The sequence below is a fragment of the Agromyces sp. NBRC 114283 genome (genome assembly GCF_030268405.1).
GTDB lineage: Bacteria > Actinomycetota > Actinomycetes > Actinomycetales > Microbacteriaceae > Agromyces > Agromyces mediolanus.
Genome location: NZ_BSQP01000001.1, coordinates 2,426,054 through 2,445,851, shown reverse-complemented (window position 1 = coordinate 2,445,851; position 19,798 = coordinate 2,426,054). Strand labels below are relative to the sequence as shown.

Genomic DNA, 19,798 nt, shown 5'->3' with positions numbered 1-19,798 from the left:
GACATCCCCGGGCCGAGTGACGATCGCGCCGGGCGGATCCCTCGGCGGCTATCGTCTCGTGCGGAGACTCGCCACGGGGTCTCGCGCGCAGCTCTTCCTGGTAACAGCTGAGCCGGCCGGTGAAGAGCTTGACGACCATGAGGTCGCCGAGCGTCCGCTGCTGCTCCGCGTGTACGACGAAGCGGCCGAGCAGCAGACCGTCACCACCGAGCTCGAGGCCCTCGAAACGCTCGGCGGCGGACCGCTCCCGGCGATCGCCGACCTCTTCACCGCCGGGTCGTCGATCTGCCTCGTGGTCGAACTGATCCCCGGCCGCCGACTCTCGAACGTGCTCGACGAACGTCGCCTGACCCCGGGCGAGGCGGTGACCGTGCTGGCGCCGATCGTGGCCGCAGTGAGTGAACTCGCGCGGGCGGGATTCGCCCATCCCGCCCTGACCGCGGCCGATGTGCGCTTCGATGCAGCGGGACGACCTCGGATCACCGGGCTCGGGCGGCTGCAACGGCTGGGAGCGGCATCGGCCGAGCGGACCGCGCTCGAACGGCAAGCGCACGAGGCGCTCGTCGACCTGCTCGAGCTGGTCGCCGGGGCGGCGAATCCTGCGACGGCGCTGCAGCAGCTCGTGGAACTCGCCCAGTCTCGGCTCGCTGCGCGCCCGTTCGAGCCGTTCGCCCCCTCGCTGGAGCAGGAACTCTTCCGTGTCGCAGTCGCGGCCCCGGTCCGCGGCGTCGGCGAAGACCACCGGGCAACGGGCATCGTGCCGCCGCCGCCGTCGGCCATCGGTGCGCCCGGTGCCTGGCCGAAGGGCGCCGCATCGGTGCCGCCGGGTGCTCCGTCGACTCCGTCGGTGAGCGTCGGGCGCGGCCGCTTCCGTCGAGGGACGCGAGCGCAGGCGGGCGGTGCGGCGCCGAGGACGGCGCTCAGCGAGTTGCTCGCGGTGGAGGTCCCGGTACTCGAGCTGCTCCGGAGCGGGCGCTGGCGCGGGCGCCTCGCGGAACGGCTCGGGCGGCGGCGCGGAGCGGTCGTCGTCGGGGCGCTCCTCTCCGCTGCGACCTCGGTCCTGCTGCTCACCCTGGTCCCGCCGGACCGGGGCGACTCCGTCGAGCGCGCGGCGGAGTCGCGTCCGTCAGTCCCGGAGGCTCCGTCGTCCGAGCGCCTCACACCGCCGGACGACGCGGGGCCCACCGACCTCGAAGGAGAGACCCTCGCTGAGGGGCCGCCGGCGAGCGACGATGGTGAGGCGCTCGCGGCGACGGCCGCGGAACTCCTGGCCGACCGCGCCACGTGTCTCGCGGCCGCAGACCCAGAGTGCCTCGCGCAGCTCGTGCAGCCGGGATCTGCGCTCGAGCGCAGTGATCTGGCCCAGATCGCGGGGGAGCAGCCGGTGGAGCAGGCGCCCTACGATCTCGACGCCGTGGCGGTGGTCGGCACCATGGGCGGCGCGGTGCTGCTCGAGGTGCCGGTCAATGGGACAGAACGCGAACCGGCCTCGCTCCTCATGATTCGGAGCGAGGCCGGTTGGCGTCTGCGGGAGATCTTCGACTAGATGCCGAGGTCGGCGTCGAACGCGCCCTCCTCGAGCCGCTCCTTCACCGCGGTGAGGAAGCGGGCGGCGTCGGCCCCGTCGATGATGCGGTGGTCGTACGAGAGCGCCAGGTACACCATCGAGCGGACCGCGATGGCGTCCGAGCCGTCCTGCGAGACGACGACCGCGCGCTTCACCACAGTGCCGGTGCCGAGGATGGCCGTCTGGGGCAGGAACACCACCGGAGTGTCGAACAGTGCGCCGCGCGAACCCGTGTTGGTCAGCGTGAAGGTGCCACCGGAGAGCTCGTCGGGCTTCAGCTGGTTGTTGCGGGTGCGCTCGGCGAGATCGGCGATCTGCGCGGCGAGGCCGGCGAGGTCGAGCTCGCCCGCGTCGCGGACGACCGGCGTGAGCAGGCCGCGCTCGGTGTCGACCGCGATGCTCATGTTCTCCTGGGCCGGGTAGACGATGGAGTCGCCCTCGACCGTCGAGTTGATGATCGGGTACGCGCGGAGCGCCTCGGCCGCGGCCATCGCGAAGAAGGGCAGGAACGAGAGCTTGTTGCCGGTCTTCTGCAGGAACTCGTCCTTGACGCGGTCGCGCAGCTTCGCGACCTTGGTCACGTCCACCTCGACCACCGTGGTGAGCTGCGCGGTCGACTGCATCGAGACGACGGCGCGCTCGGCGACCACCTTGCGCAGGCGGGTCATCGCCTGCGTGGTGCCGCGCAGCGGCGAGGTCTCGAGCGGGGTGCGGGCCGGTGCAGCAGCACCGCTCGCCGCGGGCGCGCCCTGGGCCTGCAGCACGTCCTGCTTGCGGATGCGGCCGCCGACACCGGTGCCGGTGACGCTGGCCAGGTCGACGCCCTGCTCGCTCGCGAGCTTGCGGACGATCGGGGTCACGTAGCCGCTGGGGCCGGCGTGCGAACCGCCGGCGGCCGGAGCAGCGGCGGGCGCGGCCGGTGCCGGAGCGGCCGGAGCAGCGGCGGGGGCCGGGGCGGCCGGTGCCGGAGCGGCCGGTGCGGCGGCGGGAGCCGGGGCAGCGGGGGCCGGTGCAGCAGGAGCCTGAGCCGGAGCAGCAGGAGCCGGAGCAGCGGCAGGGGCAGGAGCAGCGGCGGGAGCCGGTGCAGCCGGTGCAGCCGGTGCCGGGGCAGCGGGCGCTTCGGCAGCCGGTGCCGGGGCGGCGGGCGCCGGAGCAGCGGGCGCTTCGGCAGCCGGTGCCGGGGCGGCGGGCCCCGGTGCAGCGGGCGCTTCGGCAGCCGGAGCAGCCGCCTCGGCGGCGGGTGCCTCAGCGGCCGGGGCGGCAGGCTCCTCGGCGGCGGCCGAACCGTCGCCGATCGTGACGAGGGCGGTGCCGACCTCGACGGTCTCGTCCTCCTGGACGAGGATCGCCTCGATGACACCGGCGACCGGCGACGGGATCTCCGTGTCGACCTTGTCGGTGGAGACCTCGAGCAGGGGCTCGTCCACCTCCACGCGGTCGCCGACGGCCTTCAGCCAGCGCGTGACCGTCCCCTCCGTGACACTCTCACCGAGTGCCGGGAGGCTGACTGATTGGCTCATTCGCTTGTCTCCTTCACAGCGTTGGACGCCTTGTGTGGTCCGATTTTGGAGCGGGTGGGGTCAGATCGCGTGCAGCGGCTTGCCGGCGAGCTTCAGCACGGCCTCGCCGAACGCTTCGTTCTGCGTGGGGTGGGCGTGGATGAAGGGCGCGATGTCCTCGGGGTACGCCTCCCAGTTCACGGCGAGCTGGGCTTCGCCGATGAGCTCCCCGACGCGGCCGCCGATCATGTGGACGCCGACGATCGGGCCCTCCTTGACCTGCACGACCTTGATCGAGCCGCTCGTGCCGAGGATGCTGCTCTTGCCGTTGCCGGCGAGGTTGTACTCGTAGCTCGTGACCTGCTCGGCGCCGAACTTCTCCGCGGCCTTCGCCTCGGTGTAGCCGACCGAGGCGACCTCGGGCTCGCAGTAGGTGATCTTCGGGATGTTCACGTCCTCGACGACGATCGGGTTCAGTCCCGCGATCTCCTCGGCGACGAAGATGCCCTGCTGGTAGCTGCGGTGCGCGAGCTGGAGGCCGGGGACGATGTCGCCGATGGCGTAGACGCCGGGAACGTTCGTCTGGAGGCGCTCGTTCGTGGGCACGAAGCCGCGGTCGAGCTGGACGCCGACCTCTTCGAAGCCGAGCCCCTGGGTCGAGGGGCCGCGACCGACGGCGACGAGCAGGAGCTCGGCCTCGATCGTGGTGCCGTTCTCGAGCGTCACGACGACGCCCGACTCGTTCTGGGTCACGCTCTGGAATCGGATGCCGAGCGAGTAGTCGATGCCGCGCTTCTTGAAGGCGCGCTCGAGCTGCTTCGAGATCGACTCCTCCTCGTTCGGCACGAGGTGGGGGAGCGCCTCGATGACGGTCACCTCGGCGCCGAAGGAACGCCAGACGCTCGCGAACTCGACGCCGATGACGCCGCCGCCAAGGACGGCGACCTTGCCGGGGACGAAGTCGAGCTGCAGCGCCTGCTCGCTCGTGATGACGCGCCCGCCGATCTCGAGACCGGGCAGCGAGCGGGAGTAGGAGCCGGTGGCCAGCACGACGTTCTTGCCGACGTAGCGCTCACCGGCGACCTCGACGGTGTTCGGCGAGACCAGACGGCCCTCGCCCTCGACGACGGGGATGCCGCGCGCCTTCAGCAGGCCCTGCAGGCCCTTCCACTTGCTCGCGACGATGCCTTCGCGGTACGCGGTGACGCCGGGCATGTCGATGCCCTCGAACGCGGTCTTGACGCCGTACTTCGCCGCGTCCTTGGCGGACTCGGCGACCTCGGCGGCGTGGAGCAGCGCCTTCGTCGGGATGCAGCCGCGGTGCAGGCAGGTGCCGCCGAGTTTGTCCTTCTCGACGACCACGGCGGTCATGCCGAGCTCGACCGCTCGGATGGCCGCCGCGTACCCGGCGCTCCCGCCGCCCAGGACGACGATGTCAAAGTTCTGCTCGGACAAACCGGTATCTCCCTCGCGCATCAGATCTGCGACACGGACCGCACCGGGTTCGTGCCCGGAGCGGGTGACCGGGGCGAGTGTTTTCGCCCCGGTTCGACCTTACTACCCCGCGGCGAGCTCCTCGCCAAGGCGGACGAGCGTGCGCACGGCGATGCCGGTCGGCCCGCCGCTCGTGAAGCCCCAGGCCGCTCCGCCGTTGTCCGCGGGGCCGGCGATGTCCAGGTGCGCCCACGGGATCCGCTCGCCGTCGCGTTCGCCCACGAATTCCTGGAGGAAGACGCCCGCGAGCAGCATGCCCGGGACGATGCCGCCGAGCTTGGTGTTCGTCAGGTCGGCGACGTCGGACTTCAGGAGCGGGAGGAGATGCGCCGGCAGCGGCATCGGCCAGACCGACTCGTCGACGGCGGCCGCGGCGTCGCGTACGCGCTGCACGAGGGCGTCCTCGCCCATGAGGCCGGTGATCCGACCGCCGAGCGCGACCATCTGCGCGCCCGTCAGGGTGGCCACGTCGACGATGGCGTCGGGCTGCTCCTCGCTCGCGGCGACGATGCCGTCGGCGAGCACGAGCCGGCCCTCGGCATCCGTGTTGAGCACCTCGACGGTCTTGCCGCCGCGGATGCGAAGCACGTCGTTCGGCCGCATGGCGGTGCCTGACGGCAGGTTCTCGGCGAGGCACAGCCAGGCGGTGACCCGGATCGGCACGTTCAGCCGGGCGAGCGCGATCGTCGCGTTGAGCACGGCCGCGGCACCGGCCATGTCGCCCTTCATGCCCACCATCGACTGCATGGGCTTCAGGCTCAGGCCGCCGGAATCGAAGGTGATGCCCTTGCCGACGAGGGCGAGCGAACGGGTCGCGCCCTCGGGCGCGTACTCGAGGCGGACGAGCCTGGGACCGCGGGTGGAGCCCTGTCCGACGCCGAGGATGCCGCCGAAGCCGCCGGCCTCGAGCTCGTCCTCCGCGGAGACCCGCGCATCGACGCCGGCCGCGCGAGCCGCCTCGACCGCGAGCTCGGCGAAGCTCGCGGGGAAGAGCTCGGAGGGCGAGAGATTCACGAGGTCGCGGGTCGAGGCGACCGCCTCGGCGACCGCGCGCACCCGCTCGGTGCCCAGTTCCTCGTCGTCGAAGCCGGTGTGCAGGGTGATCGAGGCGACGGGCACCTTGGGCTTCGAGCGGTACTCGTTGAATCGGTACGCCCCGAGCGCGGCGCCCTCGAGGAGCGCGGCGGCCTCGGCCGCGGACGCGGTGGGCACGCCGATCGCGACCGATTCCACGTCGCTGAGCTGGCGGAGCGCGCTTCCCGCGGCGAGCCGGAGCGCGTCGGCGTCGGCGGTGGGCCCGGTGCCGGCGACGGCCACGACCCGGCCCTCGACGCCCGGGTCGGCGAGCCGGACGAGCTCGTCGGCCGCGCCCTTCGCCCCCAGCGCGCGCAGCTGTCCCTCCGCCCACTCGAAGCCGTCCGGAGCGAGCAGGACGACCCCGTCGTCGCCGCTCCGCGACGCGAGGACGACGACGTCGGCGGCGGCGTCGACGGCAGGGGAGGAGGAGAGCGAGATCACGGGAGTGGGCATGCCATCGATGCTACGCGGAGCGGTGTTCGCTCTGAGCGTTCGCGGGAGGCATCCGCGCCGGCGGTGGCCCGGATCCGTCTCAGTAGTCTGGAATCATGCGCGACCCCCGATCCCTGTACGAGCCGAACCCCGCGGTCGAAGTGCCGCTCGGCCTCCCGCTCGTGGCCGGGCTCACCGGCTTCGCCGACGCCGGCGGCGCGGTCGCGCAGACCACGGAGTACCTGTGCTCGACGCTCGACACGACGGTCGTGGCCGAGTTCGACGCCGACGAACTGCTCGACTACCGGGCGCGCCGCCCGATCATCGTCTTCGACGGCGATCACCTCACCGAGTACCGGCCCGCGCGGCTCGCCCTCGACCTCGCGAAGGACGAGCTCGGCCGTCCCTTCCTGCTGCTCACCGGCTTCGAGCCGGACTTCCAGTGGGAGCGGTTCTCTCGCGCGGTGCTCGAGCTCGTCGAGCGCTACCAGGTCGCCTCCTTCAGCTGGCTGAACGCCATCCCGATGCCGGTGCCGCACACGCGGCCGATCGGCGTCACCGTGAGCGGCAACCGCAGCGAGCTGATCGAGACCATGTCGGTCTGGCGGCCGACGACGCAGGTCCCGTCGAACGCACTGCACCTCGTCGAGTACCGGTTGCACGAGCGCGAGCTGCCCGTTGCCGGCTTCGTGCTGCTGGTCCCGCACTACCTCGGCGACACCGAGTACCCGGCGGCGGCGATCGCGGCGCTCGAGGCGATCAGCGCGGGCACCGGGCTGATCTTCCCCACCGAGGTGCTGCGCGAGCAGGGGCGCGACTTCGTGGCGCGCATCGACGAGCAGGTCGCCGAGAACGGCGAGCTCGCGAAGCTCGTGACGACGCTCGAGCACCGCTATGACGCGTACATGGCCGGCACGAGCCTGCGCTCCCCGTTGACCGACGAGGACGGTGAGGTGCCGACGGCAGACGAGATCGCCGCAGAGCTCGAGAAGTTCCTGGCCTTCCGCCGCTCCGACGAGGAGCCCCCGCACCCGGTGTGACCCCCGGCGCCGACTCGCCGTACGGCGGAATAGCGGCGGATGCCGAGGCGTTCTCACTCTTCGAAGGGCGCGCGTGGCCGATCGGTGCCGAACGTGCAAGGAACCGGCGGCTCGCTGGTATAATTGTAGGCAGGACCCGTTCTGGTCGGCCGAGGCGATCTCGATCGCATTCGCTGCGGACTTGACATGGGTCCTCGTAGTGTCCGAAAACATCGGGCAGGGTCCGAGAATACCGGGCAGCCGAACATGCCGAGCACCGTCGTCGTGTCGCGAGCGCACCGACGAGGAGAGGGTCAACACCTATGGCAACCAAGTCCACGAAGGCTGCGACGGCCGAAGCCGAGGCGACCGCCGAGAAGCCGGCCGCAGCCGGGACGAAGCGCCCCGCCGCGAAGGCAGGCACGGCGAAGGCCGCGCCGAAGGCGAAGACCGCGGCGAAGACGCCCCGCACCGCCACCGCGAAGACGGCGAGCAAGCCGAAGGGCAAGCGCAAGGGCGACGACGAGGACGAGGAGCTCGACGAGGGCGACGAGCCCGCCGTCGACGAGGTCGAGATCGACGAGACCGACGCGGCCGGCGATGAAGCCGACACCGATGAGGAGGCGAAGCCGATCCCGGCCGACCCGCACCCCACCGGTGCGCTCGTGCTGCGCGCCACCGACGACGAGGACGAGGTCCCCGTCTACTCCGCGACCATCACCGGCGCCACCGCCGACCCGGTCAAGGACTACCTGAAGCAGATCGGCAAGGTCGCGCTGCTCAACGCGGCCGAAGAGGTCGAACTCGCGATGCGCATCGAGGCGGGCCTCTTCGCCGAGGAGAAGCTCTCGCACATGTCCGACGCCGAGAAGCGCTCGCAGCTCGGTCGCGAGCTGCAGTGGGTCGCGAAGGACGGGCAGCGGGCGAAGAGCCACCTGCTCGGCGCGAACCTGCGTCTCGTCGTCTCGCTCGCGAAGCGCTACACCGGCCGCGGCATGCAGTTCCTGGACCTGATCCAGGAGGGCAACCTCGGTCTCATCCGCGCGGTCGAGAAGTTCGACTACACCAAGGGCTTCAAGTTCTCGACGTACGCCACCTGGTGGATCCGGCAGGCGATCACGCGCGCCATGGCCGACCAGGCGCGCACCATCCGCATCCCGGTGCACATGGTCGAGGTCATCAACAAGCTCGCCCGGGTGCAGCGTCAGATGCTGCAGGACCTGGGGCGCGAGCCCACGCCGGAAGAGCTCTCGAAGGAGCTCGACATGACCCCTGAGAAGGTCATCGAGGTGCAGAAATACGGTCGGGAGCCGATCTCGCTGCACACCCCGCTCGGCGAGGACGGCGACAGCGAGTTCGGCGACCTCATCGAGGACACCGAGGCGGTCGTGCCGGCCGACGCGGTTGGCTTCACGATGCTGCAGAAGCAGCTCGAGTCGCTGCTCGACTCGCTGAGCGAGCGCGAGGCGGGCGTCATCCGCATGCGCTTCGGCCTCGGCGACGGCATGCCGAAGACGCTCGACCAGATCGGCGACACCTTCGGCGTCACGCGCGAGCGCATCCGGCAGATCGAGTCGAAGACGATGGCGAAGCTGCGGCACCCGTCGCGCTCGCAGTCGCTGCGGGACTACCTCGAGTAGGCCGGCGGTGCGTTACGCGCCGGCGATCGCCGTCGGCAAGCTCGTTCGGATCGCCGCCCGGCTGAGGAAGCCGGGCGGCGGCTCCGCGATCCCGGGGCTGATCGTCAACCGCATCGCGCCCGGGTACCTCAAGCGCACGCTGTCGGGCTTCCCGCAGGGGCTCGTCGTCGTCTCCGGATCGAGCGGCAAGTCCACGACGACGAAGATGCTCGTCGCGATCCTCCGCGCCCACGAGGTCTCGATCTTCACGAACCCGTCCACCGCGAACATCAGCCAGGGGCTCACCTCCGCGCTCCTCGAGCAGGCGGACTGGCGCGGCCGGGTCCCCGGCGACGTCGCGGTGCTCGAGATGGACGAGGGCCATGGCGCGCTCGTCATGCAGGGCGTCGATGCGAGGGTCGTGGCGCTCACGAACGTCATGGTCGATCAGATCGACCGCTTCCACGATTCGGAGATGGTCGCCGGAATGCTGGCGCGGATCGCCGCACGTGCCGGCGAAGCCGTCGTGCTGAACGCCGACGACGCCTACCTCGAGCGGCTCGCCGCACGGGTGGCGCCCGGGGTCGCGGTCCGACGCTTCGGCGTCTCGGCCGAGGTCCTCGCCGCCTCACCGCGCGGGCTCGGCAACACCGAGACGAGCGAGGCGCGCCTCGATCCGGCCGAGGGCGTCGTCGTGGCCCGAGTCGACGGTGCGTCGGCGGTGCTCCTCGACGGAGGCGTCGAGCGTCCGATCGGCTTGCCGGCCCGAGGCATCCACTACGCGGTCGACGCGGCCGCCGCCTACGCGACGGCGCGCGCGGTGCTCGGCGAGCACTTCTCACCCGAGACCGCGTCGGCGGCGCTGTCGAGGATCCCCCCGGTGTTCGGCCGTGGCGAGCGGGTGCGCATCCGCGAGCAGGACGTGGACTTCGTCCTCGTGCAGAATCCCGCGAGCTATCAGCTGAACATCGACGCGATCCCGGCGGGCACCGAGCAGATCCTCTTCGCGATCGGCTCGGACGTGCGCGACCCGTCGTACTTCTGGCCGGTCGACGCCTCCTCGCTCGGCCGGGTCGCCATCGTCAGCGGCTCGAAGGCGGCCGAGGCCGCACTGATGCTCGCCTACGACGGCGTCGCGATCGACCGGGTCGAGCCCGAGCTCGGCCGCGCGCTCGACGACTTCCTGGCCGCGCCGGCGCCGAGCAACGGGGTGAAGACGATCGTCTTCACCGCCGACTCGATGCGCAGGACCCGGGCCCACCTCGGACTCACGGAGGCGGAATGACCTTCACGATCGTCTCCCTGCTGCCCGGCACGCAGAACACGAACGGCGACGCGCAGAACGCGACCGTGCTCGAGACGCGGGCGGAATGGGCCGGCATCGCCGCCCGCACCGTCCTGGTCGAGCGCGCGTCGGAGCTGCCGGGGGAGATCGACGCGATCGTGCTCGGCTCGGGCAGCGACGCCTCGCTCGAGCGCAGCCGCGATGCGCTGCGCACGATGCACGACGAACTCCGCCGCTGGGGCACCGAGGGCATCCCGATCCTCGCCGTCGGCACGGGCTGGGAGCTGCTCAGCTGGGGTATCGAGCACCGGGACGGCAGCTCGCTCGAGGGGCTCGGCATCCTGCCGGGGCGCGCCGTCCCGCGCGACGGTCGGGTGACCGGCGACATCGTCGTCAGCACGCCGCGCTTCGGGCAGCTCGTGGGCTTCGAGAACCACGCCCGCGCCTACGTCGGCGCCGAGGCCTCGCCGCTCGGGCGACTGCGGGCCGGTGAGGGCAACGGGCGCGACTCGGGCCAGGAGGGCGTCATCATGGGTTCCGTGATCGGCACCCATCTGCACGGGCCGGTGCTCGCGAAGAACCCGGCCTTCGCCGACGCGCTGCTTCGGATCATGGCCGAGCGCCGCGGCATCGGCTATGCGCCGGGGGAGCGTGCCCTCACCGCCGACGCCTACGCCGCAGCCGCCCGCGCCGCGCAGCTCCGCGCCGCCGGCCTCGACGTCGAACCCTCGGCCTGAACGACGAAACGCCCCGGCCGGAGCCGGGGCGTTTCGCGAAGTCGGTCGGACTCAGTCGCGAGCGTCGACGAGGAGCCGGTCGGACTCGTCGTGCCAGCTCTGCGCGATCTGCGAGAGCTTCTCCTGGTGCTTGCGGCCGTGGTGAGCACAGAACAGGAGTTCGCCGTTCGCGACGACCACGCGGATGTACGCCTGGGCGCCGCATGCGTCGCAGCGATCGAGCGCGGTGAGCTCGTAGGTACGCTCGACGTCGACCGCATCGTTCGCCTCGGTCTGCTGGGTCATAGCTCCTCCTTCGTTCACGCGCTGACTTCCGTGTTCATCAATCAAAACACGGGGCGCGCGGGGTTCCTTCCGTATCGCCGGGCATTTCGCTGAGAGCGCAGTGGCTGCGCAGCACTGTCGGTCCCGGTCACTAGGCTTGACCGACGTGAGCTCCGATTACTCCGCCCGCCATCTCTCCGTGCTCGAGGGCCTCGAGGCCGTGCGCAAGCGACCCGGCATGTACATCGGGTCGACCGACTCCCGAGGGCTCATGCACTGCCTGTGGGAGATCATCGACAACTCGGTCGACGAGGCGCTCGCCGGCCACGGCCGTGAGATCGAGGTGGTGCTGCACGCCGACGAGAGCGTCGAGGTGCGCGACCAGGCGCGAGGCATTCCGATCGACGTCGAGCCCAAGACCGGGCTCACGGGGGTCGAGGTGGTGTTCACGAAGCTCCACGCCGGCGGCAAGTTCGGCTCCGGCTCGTACGCCGCCTCCGGCGGTCTGCACGGCGTCGGCGCGTCGGTCGTCAACGCGCTCTCCTCGCGGCTCGACGTCGAGGTCGACCGCGACGGCAAGACCTGGGCGATGTCGTTCCACCGCGGCGAGCCGGGTCGCTTCGCCGACGGGGGCACGCCCTCTCCCGACGCGCCGTTCACCCCCTTCGAGCAGTCCAGCTCCCTCGACGCCGTCGGCAAGGTGAAGAAGGGCGTCACCGGCACGCGCGTGCGCTACTGGGCCGACCCGCAGATCTTCACGAAGGGCGCGAGCTTCCAGATCGAGGAGCTCCTCGGTCGCGCCCGGCAGACCGCCTTCCTCGTGCCCGGCCTCGGGCTCACCGTCGTCGACGAGCGCGGCGAGGCACCCGAGACGCACCGCTTCCACTTCGAGGGCGGCATCTCCGAGTTCGTCGAGCACCTCGCCACCGACGGGCCGGTCACCGAGATCTGGCGGCTGACGGGCGAGGGACGCTTCACCGAGACGGTGCCGGTGCTCTCCGAGGGCGGCGCGATGATCCCGACCGAGGTGGAGCGCAGCTGCGAGGTCGATGTCGCGCTGCGCTGGGGCACCGGCTACGACACGGTCGTCCGCAGCTTCGTGAACATCATCGCCACGCCGAAGGGCGGCACGCATCTCGCCGGCTTCGAGCAGGGTCTGCTGAAGCTGCTCCGCTCGCAGGTCGAGCAGAACGCGAGGCGGCTCAAGGTTGGCAACGACAAACTCGAGAAGGACGACATCCTCGCCGGCCTCACCGCGGTGCTCACCGTGCGCCTGCCCGAGCCGCAGTTCGAGGGGCAGACGAAGGAGATCCTCGGCACGCCCGCCGTGCGCGCCATCGTCTCCTCGGTCATCACCAAGCAACTCGGCGAGCGCTTCGCCTCGACGAAGCGCGACGACAAGGCCCAGACCTCGCTCGTGCTCGAGAAGATCGTCTCCGAGATGAAGGCGCGCATCTCGGCACGCACGCACAAAGAGACCCAGCGCCGCAAGAACGCGCTCGAGAGCTCCTCGCTGCCCGCGAAGCTCGCCGACTGCCGCTCGAGCGACGTCGCGCAGAGCGAGCTGTTCATCGTCGAGGGCGACTCCGCGCTCGGCACCGCGAAGCTCGCGCGCGACAGCGAGCACCAGGCGCTGCTGCCGATCCGGGGCAAGATCCTGAACGTGCAGAAGGCGTCCGTGGCCGACATGCTGGGCAACGCGGAGTGCGCGGCGATCATCCAGACGATCGGCGCCGGCTCGGGTCGCACCTTCGACCTCTCGGCCGCCCGGTACGGCAAGGTCATCATCATGAGCGACGCCGACGTCGACGGCGCGCACATCCGAACGCTGCTGCTCACCCTCTTCTTCCGTTACATGCGGCCCATGATCGAGGAGGGGCGGGTGTTCGCCGCGGTGCCGCCGCTGCACCGCATCGTCGTGCAGAACCCGGGCTCGAAGCCGAACGAGACGATCTACACCTACTCCGAGGCCGAGCTGAACGGCGTGCTCGCGACGCTCAAGCGGCAGAACAAGAAGTACCAGGACCCGATTCAGCGCTACAAGGGCCTCGGCGAGATGGATGCTGAGCAGCTCGCGTCGACCACGATGGACCGCCAGCACCGTACGCTCCGCCGCGTGAACCTCGCCGACGCCGAGAATGCCGGGCGCGTGTTCGAGCTGCTGATGGGCAACGAGGTCGCGCCGCGCAAGGAGTTCATCGTCGACAGCGCCACGGGCCTCAGCCGCGAGCGCATCGACGCCTGAACCCGCGCGCGCCCGCGCTCGAAGCCGAGCCCGAGCGCTGCAGGCGGTCGGGCGCGCGCCCGGGGCACCGGGCGGTTCAGCCGATGCGGCGGCCCACGGCGCTGACGACCGCGTCGAGCTGCACGCCGGAGGCGTCGCGCTTCGCCCCGGGTTCGGGGAGCGCGCGCACCGAGCCGTCGGCGCCGAGGGCGTACGCCGGCTCGGGCCCGGCCCACGCGACCGTGAGGGCGTCCTGTCCCTTCAGGAAGCGCTGCGCGCGCACGCCGCCCGTCGCTCGACCCTTGCCGGGGAACTCGTCGAACGTCGACACCTTCGCGGCGCCGGGGTCGGCGCCGAGCAGCGTGTCGCTCGTCGCCGCGATCGTGACGACGACCGTCGACTCGAGCTCCGCCGGAGTGAGCGCGGTGAACGAGAGCACCCGCGCACCGGCGGAGAGCTTCATGCCCGCCATGCCGCCGGCGGGGCAGCCCTGCGGGCGCACCGAGGACGCGGGGAAGTGCAGCAGCTGCGCGTCGCTCGCGATGAAGACGAGCTCGGCGTCGTCACCGCCCTGCACCGCGCCGACGACCTCGTCGCCGGGCTTCAGCGAGATCACCTCGAAGTCGGGCCGGTTCGGGTACCCGCCGGGAGCCACGCGCTTCACGATGCCTTGCTTCGTGCCGAGGGCGATCGGCTGCTCGCTCGTGAGCGACACGATCGCGAGCACGCGCTCGGCGCGGTCGCTGAGCGCGAGGTAGTCGGCGATGCGGACCCCGGCGCCCAGCTGCACCGAGTTCGCCGGCAGAGTGGGCAGATCGAGCGGCGAGAAGCGGACGAGGCGCCCCTTCGAGGTGATCGCCCCGATCTCGGTGCGGCTCGTGGTGTCGAGCGTCGACGCCACGGCGTCGTGCTTGCTGCGCCGGGCCGGCACGGTGATCGCGAGAGTCTCTTCGCCCTCCGGGCGGTCGACGCGGGCGATGCGGCCGGTCACGCTGAGGAAGACGCGGCACGGCACGTCGGCGTGCTCGAGCGAGGCGGCGACGGCCTTGCGCGAGGCTCCGGCGGGGAGCGCCTTCGCCTCGGTGAGGAGGGTGCGCCGCGGGGTGCCGTAGAGCTCGGCGACCTGCTCGAGCTCCTCGGAGACGAGCGCCCGGATGCGGGCCTCGCTGCCGAGCAGCTCCTCGAGCTCGGCGATCTCGGCCTGCAGCTTGTCGCGCTCGGCCTCGAGCTCGATGCGGGAGAACTTGGTGAGTCGGCGCAGGCGCAGCTCGAGGATGTACTCGGCCTGCAGCTGGCTGAGGTCGAAGACGTCCTGCAGACGGTGCCGGGCCTGGTCGGTGTCGTCGCTCGTGCGGATGACCTGGATGACCTCGTCGATGTCGAGGATCGCGATGAGCAGGCCCTCGACGAGGTGCAGCCGTTCGCGACGGCGGGCGAGGCGGAACTCGCTGCGACGGGTGACCACGCGGATGCGGTGCCCGATGTAGACGAGCAGCAGCTCTCGGAGGCCGAGCGTCTGTGGCTGGCCGTCGACGAGGGCGACGTTGTTGATGTTGAACGAGTCCTCGAGCGGGGTGAGCCGGTAGAGCTGCTCGAGCACCGCCTGCGGGTTGAAGCCGGTCTTGATGCCGATGACGAGCCGCATTCCGCGCTTGCGGTCGGTGAGGTCGGTGACGTCGGAGATGCCCGTGATCTTCTTGGCGTTGACGCCGTCCTTGATCTTCTCGATGACCTTCTCGGGGCCCACGAGGTAGGGGAGCTCGGTGACGACGAGGCCCGCCTTGCGGGCGGTGAGCTGCTCCACGCTGACCCGTGCGCGGGTCTTGAACGAGCCGCGGCCGGTGGCGTAGGCGTCGCGGATGCCGGCGAGGCCGACGATGGTGCCGCCGGAGGGGAAGTCGGGGCCGGGCACGAACTCCATGAGCTCGTCAAGGCCGGCCTCGGGGTGCTCGAGCAGATGGCGGGCGGCGTGCACGACCTCGACGAGGTTGTGCGGCGCCATGTTCGTCGCCATGCCGACCGCGATGCCGCTCGCGCCGTTCACGAGCAGGTTCGGGATAGCGGCGGGCAGCACCTCGGGCTGCTGGTGGCTGTTGTCGTAGTTCGGGACGAAGTCGACGACGTCCTCGTCGAGGCTCTCGGTCATCGACATCGCCGGGGGAGCGAGGCGCGCCTCGGTGTATCGAGCGGCGGCCGGCCCGTCGTCGAGCGAGCCGAAGTTGCCGTGCCCGTCGACGAGCGGCACCCGCAGCGTGAACGGCTGGGCGAGCCGCACCAGCGCGTCGTAGATGGCCGAGTCGCCGTGCGGGTGCAGCTTGCCCATGACCTCGCCGACGACGCGGGCCGACTTCACGTGCCCGCGGTCGGGCCGCAGGCCCATGTCGCTCATCATGTAGAGGATGCGCCGCTGCACGGGCTTCATGCCGTCACGGGCGTCGGGCAGGGCGCGCGAGTAGATGACCGAGTACGCGTACTCGAGGAAGGACCCCTGCATCTCGGCGGCGACGTCGACGTCTTCGATGCGCTCGGCGATGGGCGGCTGCTCGGGGTCGTGGGGTGCTCGGGTCATCCGTCAATCTCGGTCGAGGCGCTCGCGCGCGAGGCAACTGGGGCGCGCCCGGCCTGTGTCAGACTGGGCGCGATGCCTGCCATGCTACCGGTGCCCGACGACACGACCCCGCGGCTTGCCGGGGTGCTCGCGAGTTCGCTCGCGGCCGTCACCGGCGGCGGGGGCGCGTTCGATCTGCCGCCCGTGCGCTCCGCCCTCGTCCTCCTCGTCGACGGCCTCGGCGCGACGAACCTGCAGGCGCGCGCCGGCCACGCGCGATTCCTCGCCGGACGGATGGCGAAGCGCGACGTGATCCGCACCGTCTTCCCCTCGACGACGGCCGCCGCCATCGCCTCGTTCGCGACCGGGGACATGCCCGGCGAGCACGGCCTGGTCGGCTATCGCACGCTCGAACCCTCGCGCGACGTGCTGGCGAACCAGCTGAACGGCTGGGAGCACGGACAGCTCCCCGCCGACTGGCAGCGCAGCGCGACCCTCTTCGAGCGCGCCGGTGGGCTCCACATCCGCCCGATCGCGGTCGGCGCCCCGCGGTACGCCACGAGCGGGTACACCCGGGCGGTGCTGCGCGGTGCGGAGTACCGCTCGGGCACGAGCCTCGCCGAACGCTTCGCCGAGGCGCTCGAGGCGGTCACCGCGCGCGGGGCCTCGCTCGTCTACCTCTATGTGCCCGAGCTCGATCAGATCGCGCACGCCCACGGCTGGGAGTCGGACCGCTGGCTCGCGACGCTCGAGGAACTCGACGCCGAGGCATCCGCGCTGGCCTCCCGGCTCCCGCGCGACGTCGGCATGCTGGTGACCGCGGACCACGGTGTGATCGACGTGCCGCAGCACCGCCACGTGCACATCGACGCACGGCCCGCCCTGCTCGACGGGGTGCGGCACATCGGGGGAGAGCCCCGCTGCCTGGCGCTCTGGTTCGACCCCACCTTTCCCGACACCGAGCGGGAGCGGGTCGCCGGGCTCTGGCGGGAGGCCGAGGAGAAGCGCGCCTGGGTGCTCACCCGTGACGAGGCGATCGACGCCGGGCTGTTCGGTGCCCGCGTCGACGACGCCGTGCGCCCCCGCATCGGCGATCTGCTCGTCGCCGCCCGCGCGGGCGTGGCCTACTACGACGCCCGCGAGGCGAATCGTGCACCGGAACGGATGATCGGCCAGCACGGATCGCTGAGCGACGAGGAGACGCGCATTCCGCTCATCCGCCTCGGCGCGTTCGCCCGCTGAGCCGGACGCGCCCTCGCCCGGAAACGCCGCAGGGCCCCGCCGCGGAGGCGGGGCCCTGCGGCTGCGGGTCAGGCGGGGTACTGGCCGCGCTTGACCTGGGGCTTCGGGAGTCGCAGCGGACGCAGCTGCAGCGCGCGCATCGCGGCGTACCAGCGCACGCGCTCGGCCTTGTCGCCGTACTTCGCCCGGAGCTTCTTCGTCAGCAGGTAGCCGAGGAGGATGCAGTCGAGCACGGCGACGGCGAAGAACGCCCAGAGCACGAGGATGCTGATGGCCTGCACCTCGGCGCTCGGCACGAAGGTCAGGATGATGACCAGGAACATCACCGGGATCAGGATCTCGCCGATGCTGAAGCGGGCGTCGACGTAGTCGCGCACGAACTTCTTCTGCGGTCCGCGATCACGGGCGGGAAGGTACTTGTCGTCGCCCATCGCCATGCCGACGCGGGCGCGCTCGCGCGCCTCGGCTGCCTTGGCGCGGGCCTGCTTCGCCGCTTCCTTGCGGTCGGATGGCACGAGCGGCCGCTTGCGCGCGGCCTCCTGCTCGGCACGGGTCGGGGTGGGGACGCCTTTGCCGCCGCTCTTCAGACGCTCCTGCGTCTCCTCGAGCGTCTCGGTCGACGTCTGCTCGGTCTTCTGCTGCTTGGCCACTGGATTCCTCGAATCGGTTCACCTTTAAGATTACCGGCATGACCGACCCCACGAACCACGCATCCGCCGAGCCCACGACGCCGAACGCGGACGCGATCCGAGCCGCCGTCGATGCGGCCTTCCCCGGCGTCGTCGCCGAACTCGGCCGACTCGTCCGGATCCCTTCCGTCTCCTGGCCGGCCTTCGACCCCGCGCACGTCGCGGAGAGCGCGGAGGCCGTGGCGGAGCTGCTGCGCGGGACGGGGGTGTTCGAGCTCGTCGAGATTCGCCGCGCGCCGGTCGAGGACGGCTCCGAGCTCGGCCAGCCCGCCATCGTGGCTCGTCGCGCCGCGCGCAACGGGCGCCCCACGGTGCTGCTCTACGCCCACCACGACGTGCAGCCGCCCGGCAAGGACGAGGACTGGGACACGCCGCCGTTCGAGCCGACCCAGCGCGGCGATCGCCTGCACGGGCGTGGCGCCGCCGATGACAAGGCGGGCGTCATGGCGCACATCGGCGCGATCCGGGCGTTCGCCGAGGCATCCGGCGACTTCGACCTCGGCCTCTCGGTCTTCATCGAGGGGGAGGAGGAGTGGGCCTCCCGCTCCTTCGGGAACTTCCTGCGCGAGAACCGCGAGCTCCTCGAGGCCGACGCGATCATCGTCGCCGACTCGGGCAACTGGGACATCGATACCCCCGCGATCACGGTCGCCCTCCGCGGCGCCGTCGCGTTCAACCTCCGCGTCGAGACGCTCGCGCACGCCTCGCACTCCGGCATGTTCGGCGGGGCCGTCCCCGACGCGATGCTCGCCGCGATCCGGATGCTCGGGACGATGTGGGACGCCGAGGGCGCCGTCGCCGTCGAGGGTCTCACGAGTGCGCAGCTCGACATCCCCGCCTACGACGAGGCGCAGCTGCGCGCCGAGGCCGGGCTCCTCGAGGGGGTCAGCCCGATCGGCCGCGGCTCGATCCTCGACCGCATCTGGGCACAGCCGGCGATCACCGTCACCGGGATCGACGCGCCGGACGTCGCCAACGCCTCGAACACGCTGATCCCGTCGCTGCGGGTTCGCATCAGCGCCCGCATCGCGCCGGGGCAGGACGCCGGGGAGGCCTTCGAGGCCCTCCGCGCCCATCTCGAGGCGCACGCGCCGTTCGGGGCGAAGCTCGGCTTCGAGGACGTCGACCGCGGGCAGGCGTTCCTCGTGGACACGAGCGGCTGGGCGGTCGCGGAGACCCGGGCGGCGATGGCCGAGGCGTGGGGCAAGCCCGCCGTGGACACGGGGGTCGGCGGCTCGATCCCGTTCATCGCCGAGCTCGTCGAGGAGTTCCCGGGCGCGCAGATCCTCGTCACGGGCGTCGAGGACCCCGACTCGCGCGCGCACAGCCCGAACGAGTCGCTGCACCTCGGCGTCTTCAAGCGCGCGCTGCTGAGCGAGGCGCTGCTGTTCGGCCGCTTGAACGCCCGCGGGGCCTGACCCGCTCACCGGCCCGCGGCGGGCGCCCCGCCGCGTCGCTCGACCGCGGGCCGGGAATATCCGGCATTCAGCCGACGCTCTACGGAGTGGACGTACAATCGTCGTCAGAACGGCGAGATCACGAGGAGTGACATGAGCGAGACCATCACCGAGACCACGCACGGCGTCAAGCTGAGCGAGCCCGCGGCCGACAAGGTGCGCAGCCTCCTCACGCAGGAGGGTCGCGACGACCTCCGGCTGCGCGTGGCGGTGCAGCCCGGCGGGTGCTCCGGCCTGATCTACCAGCTCTACTTCGACGAGCGCATGCTCGACGGCGACGCGGTCGTCGACTTCGAGGGCGTCGAGGTCATCGTCGACAAGATGAGCGTCCCCTACCTCGACGGCTCGACCATCGACTTCGAGGACACGATCCAGAAGCAGGGCTTCACGATCGACAACCCGAACGCGCAGGGAAGTTGCGCCTGCGGCGACTCGTTCCACTGATCCGCCCGAGAAAACTCGCTCCGAGGGAGACCGCTTCGCGGTCTCCCTCGCGTGTTTTTTCGCAGATCCACTTGGAAATCGTCGCGGTTGCGATCGCGACATCCGGGTCGAGTGCACACCCGGGCCGCGGAGTCGGAGTAGGCTAGACAGCGATCACCGCGCTTCCCTGTGAAGCGCCTTCGAGTCTCCCGAAAGGTCTCC

The 19,798-nt window shown here is 71.4% G+C and carries 14 protein-coding genes and 1 pseudogene; 9 read left to right on the top strand and 6 right to left on the bottom strand.

Going from position 1 to position 19,798, the window contains the following annotated elements; translation table 11 throughout:
• Nucleotides 1-58: 58 nt before the first annotated feature.
• Entirely contained in the window at nucleotides 59-1,546 is a 1,488-nt protein-coding gene (locus QSJ60_RS11800; RefSeq protein ID WP_285463723.1) for a serine/threonine-protein kinase, read from the top strand.
• Here the strand turns inward: QSJ60_RS11800 and sucB are convergent.
• From sucB to QSJ60_RS11785, 3 genes are all read right to left on the bottom strand, one after another.
• Nucleotides 1,543-3,087, bottom strand: coding sequence for a 2-oxoglutarate dehydrogenase, E2 component, dihydrolipoamide succinyltransferase (sucB, locus tag QSJ60_RS11795; protein WP_285463722.1), 1,545 nt, complete (start codon nucleotides 3,085-3,087; stop codon nucleotides 1,543-1,545). The two genes, QSJ60_RS11800 and sucB, sit on opposite strands and share 4 nt — an antisense overlap.
• A gap of 60 nt (nucleotides 3,088-3,147) precedes the next feature.
• Nucleotides 3,148-4,521 carry a dihydrolipoyl dehydrogenase gene (gene lpdA / locus QSJ60_RS11790; protein WP_230768767.1) on the bottom strand — a complete coding sequence of 458 codons (1,374 nt, stop codon included), beginning with the start codon at nucleotides 4,519-4,521 and terminating at the stop codon, nucleotides 3,148-3,150.
• A gap of 102 nt (nucleotides 4,522-4,623) precedes the next feature.
• A complete protein-coding gene (locus QSJ60_RS11785) occupies nucleotides 4,624-6,090 on the bottom strand; it encodes a leucyl aminopeptidase (protein ID WP_285463721.1) in 1,467 nt (488 codons plus the stop codon).
• A gap of 95 nt (nucleotides 6,091-6,185) precedes the next feature.
• Here QSJ60_RS11785 and QSJ60_RS11780 point away from each other — a divergent pair, with 95 nt between their 5' ends.
• The 4 genes and pseudogenes from QSJ60_RS11780 (at nucleotide 6,186) to QSJ60_RS11765 (ending at nucleotide 10,729) form a co-directional block, all read left to right on the top strand.
• Nucleotides 6,186-7,109: a proteasome assembly chaperone family protein gene (locus tag QSJ60_RS11780; RefSeq protein ID WP_285463720.1), complete on the top strand. Its 924-nt coding sequence runs from the start codon at nucleotides 6,186-6,188 to the stop codon at nucleotides 7,107-7,109.
• Nucleotides 7,110-7,318: 209 nt separating this feature from the next.
• Nucleotides 7,319-8,728: pseudogene (locus tag QSJ60_RS11775) on the top strand (RNA polymerase sigma factor); the annotation flags it as partial.
• Between the two features lie 7 nt (nucleotides 8,729-8,735).
• Nucleotides 8,736-9,992, top strand: a complete 1,257-nt coding sequence (locus QSJ60_RS11770; protein ID WP_285463719.1) for a MurT ligase domain-containing protein — start codon at nucleotides 8,736-8,738, stop codon at nucleotides 9,990-9,992.
• A complete protein-coding gene (locus QSJ60_RS11765) occupies nucleotides 9,989-10,729 on the top strand; it encodes a type 1 glutamine amidotransferase (RefSeq protein ID WP_285463718.1) in 741 nt (246 codons plus the stop codon). Before QSJ60_RS11770 ends, QSJ60_RS11765 begins: the two co-directional genes overlap by 4 nt.
• Before the next feature lie 51 nt (nucleotides 10,730-10,780).
• On the opposite strand, the gene QSJ60_RS11760 is transcribed toward QSJ60_RS11765, so the two are convergent.
• Nucleotides 10,781-11,014 (bottom strand): DUF7455 domain-containing protein, encoded by a 234-nt coding sequence (locus tag QSJ60_RS11760; protein ID WP_189086390.1) that lies wholly within the window; start codon nucleotides 11,012-11,014, stop codon nucleotides 10,781-10,783.
• A 145-nt stretch (nucleotides 11,015-11,159) separates the two neighbouring features.
• On the opposite strand from QSJ60_RS11760, the gene QSJ60_RS11755 reads away from it, so the two are divergent.
• Nucleotides 11,160-13,238, top strand: a complete 2,079-nt coding sequence (locus tag QSJ60_RS11755) for a DNA gyrase/topoisomerase IV subunit B (RefSeq protein ID WP_189086389.1) — start codon at nucleotides 11,160-11,162, stop codon at nucleotides 13,236-13,238.
• A 76-nt stretch (nucleotides 13,239-13,314) separates the two neighbouring features.
• On the opposite strand, the gene QSJ60_RS11750 is transcribed toward QSJ60_RS11755, so the two are convergent.
• Complete coding sequence (locus QSJ60_RS11750) at nucleotides 13,315-15,786, bottom strand: DNA gyrase/topoisomerase IV subunit A (RefSeq protein WP_285463716.1); 2,472 nt, start codon at nucleotides 15,784-15,786, stop codon at nucleotides 13,315-13,317.
• Between the two features lie 72 nt (nucleotides 15,787-15,858).
• Between QSJ60_RS11750 and QSJ60_RS11745 the strand changes: the two genes are divergently transcribed.
• Entirely contained in the window at nucleotides 15,859-17,007 is a 1,149-nt protein-coding gene (locus QSJ60_RS11745; protein ID WP_285463715.1) for an alkaline phosphatase family protein, read from the top strand.
• Nucleotides 17,008-17,075: 68 nt separating this feature from the next.
• On the opposite strand, the gene QSJ60_RS11740 is transcribed toward QSJ60_RS11745, so the two are convergent.
• Nucleotides 17,076-17,657 (bottom strand): DUF3043 domain-containing protein, encoded by a 582-nt coding sequence (locus QSJ60_RS11740; RefSeq protein ID WP_189086387.1) that lies wholly within the window; start codon nucleotides 17,655-17,657, stop codon nucleotides 17,076-17,078.
• Between the two features lie 38 nt (nucleotides 17,658-17,695).
• Between QSJ60_RS11740 and QSJ60_RS11735 the strand changes: the two genes are divergently transcribed.
• Together QSJ60_RS11735 and erpA are read left to right on the top strand one after the other, a co-directional pair.
• On the top strand, nucleotides 17,696-19,114 hold the full coding sequence (locus QSJ60_RS11735; RefSeq protein ID WP_285463713.1) for a dipeptidase: 1,419 nt from the start codon (nucleotides 17,696-17,698) through the stop codon (nucleotides 19,112-19,114).
• Between the two features lie 132 nt (nucleotides 19,115-19,246).
• Nucleotides 19,247-19,597 (top strand): iron-sulfur cluster insertion protein ErpA, encoded by a 351-nt coding sequence (erpA, locus tag QSJ60_RS11730; RefSeq protein WP_189086385.1) that lies wholly within the window; start codon nucleotides 19,247-19,249, stop codon nucleotides 19,595-19,597.
• Nucleotides 19,598-19,798: the final 201 nt, after the last annotated feature.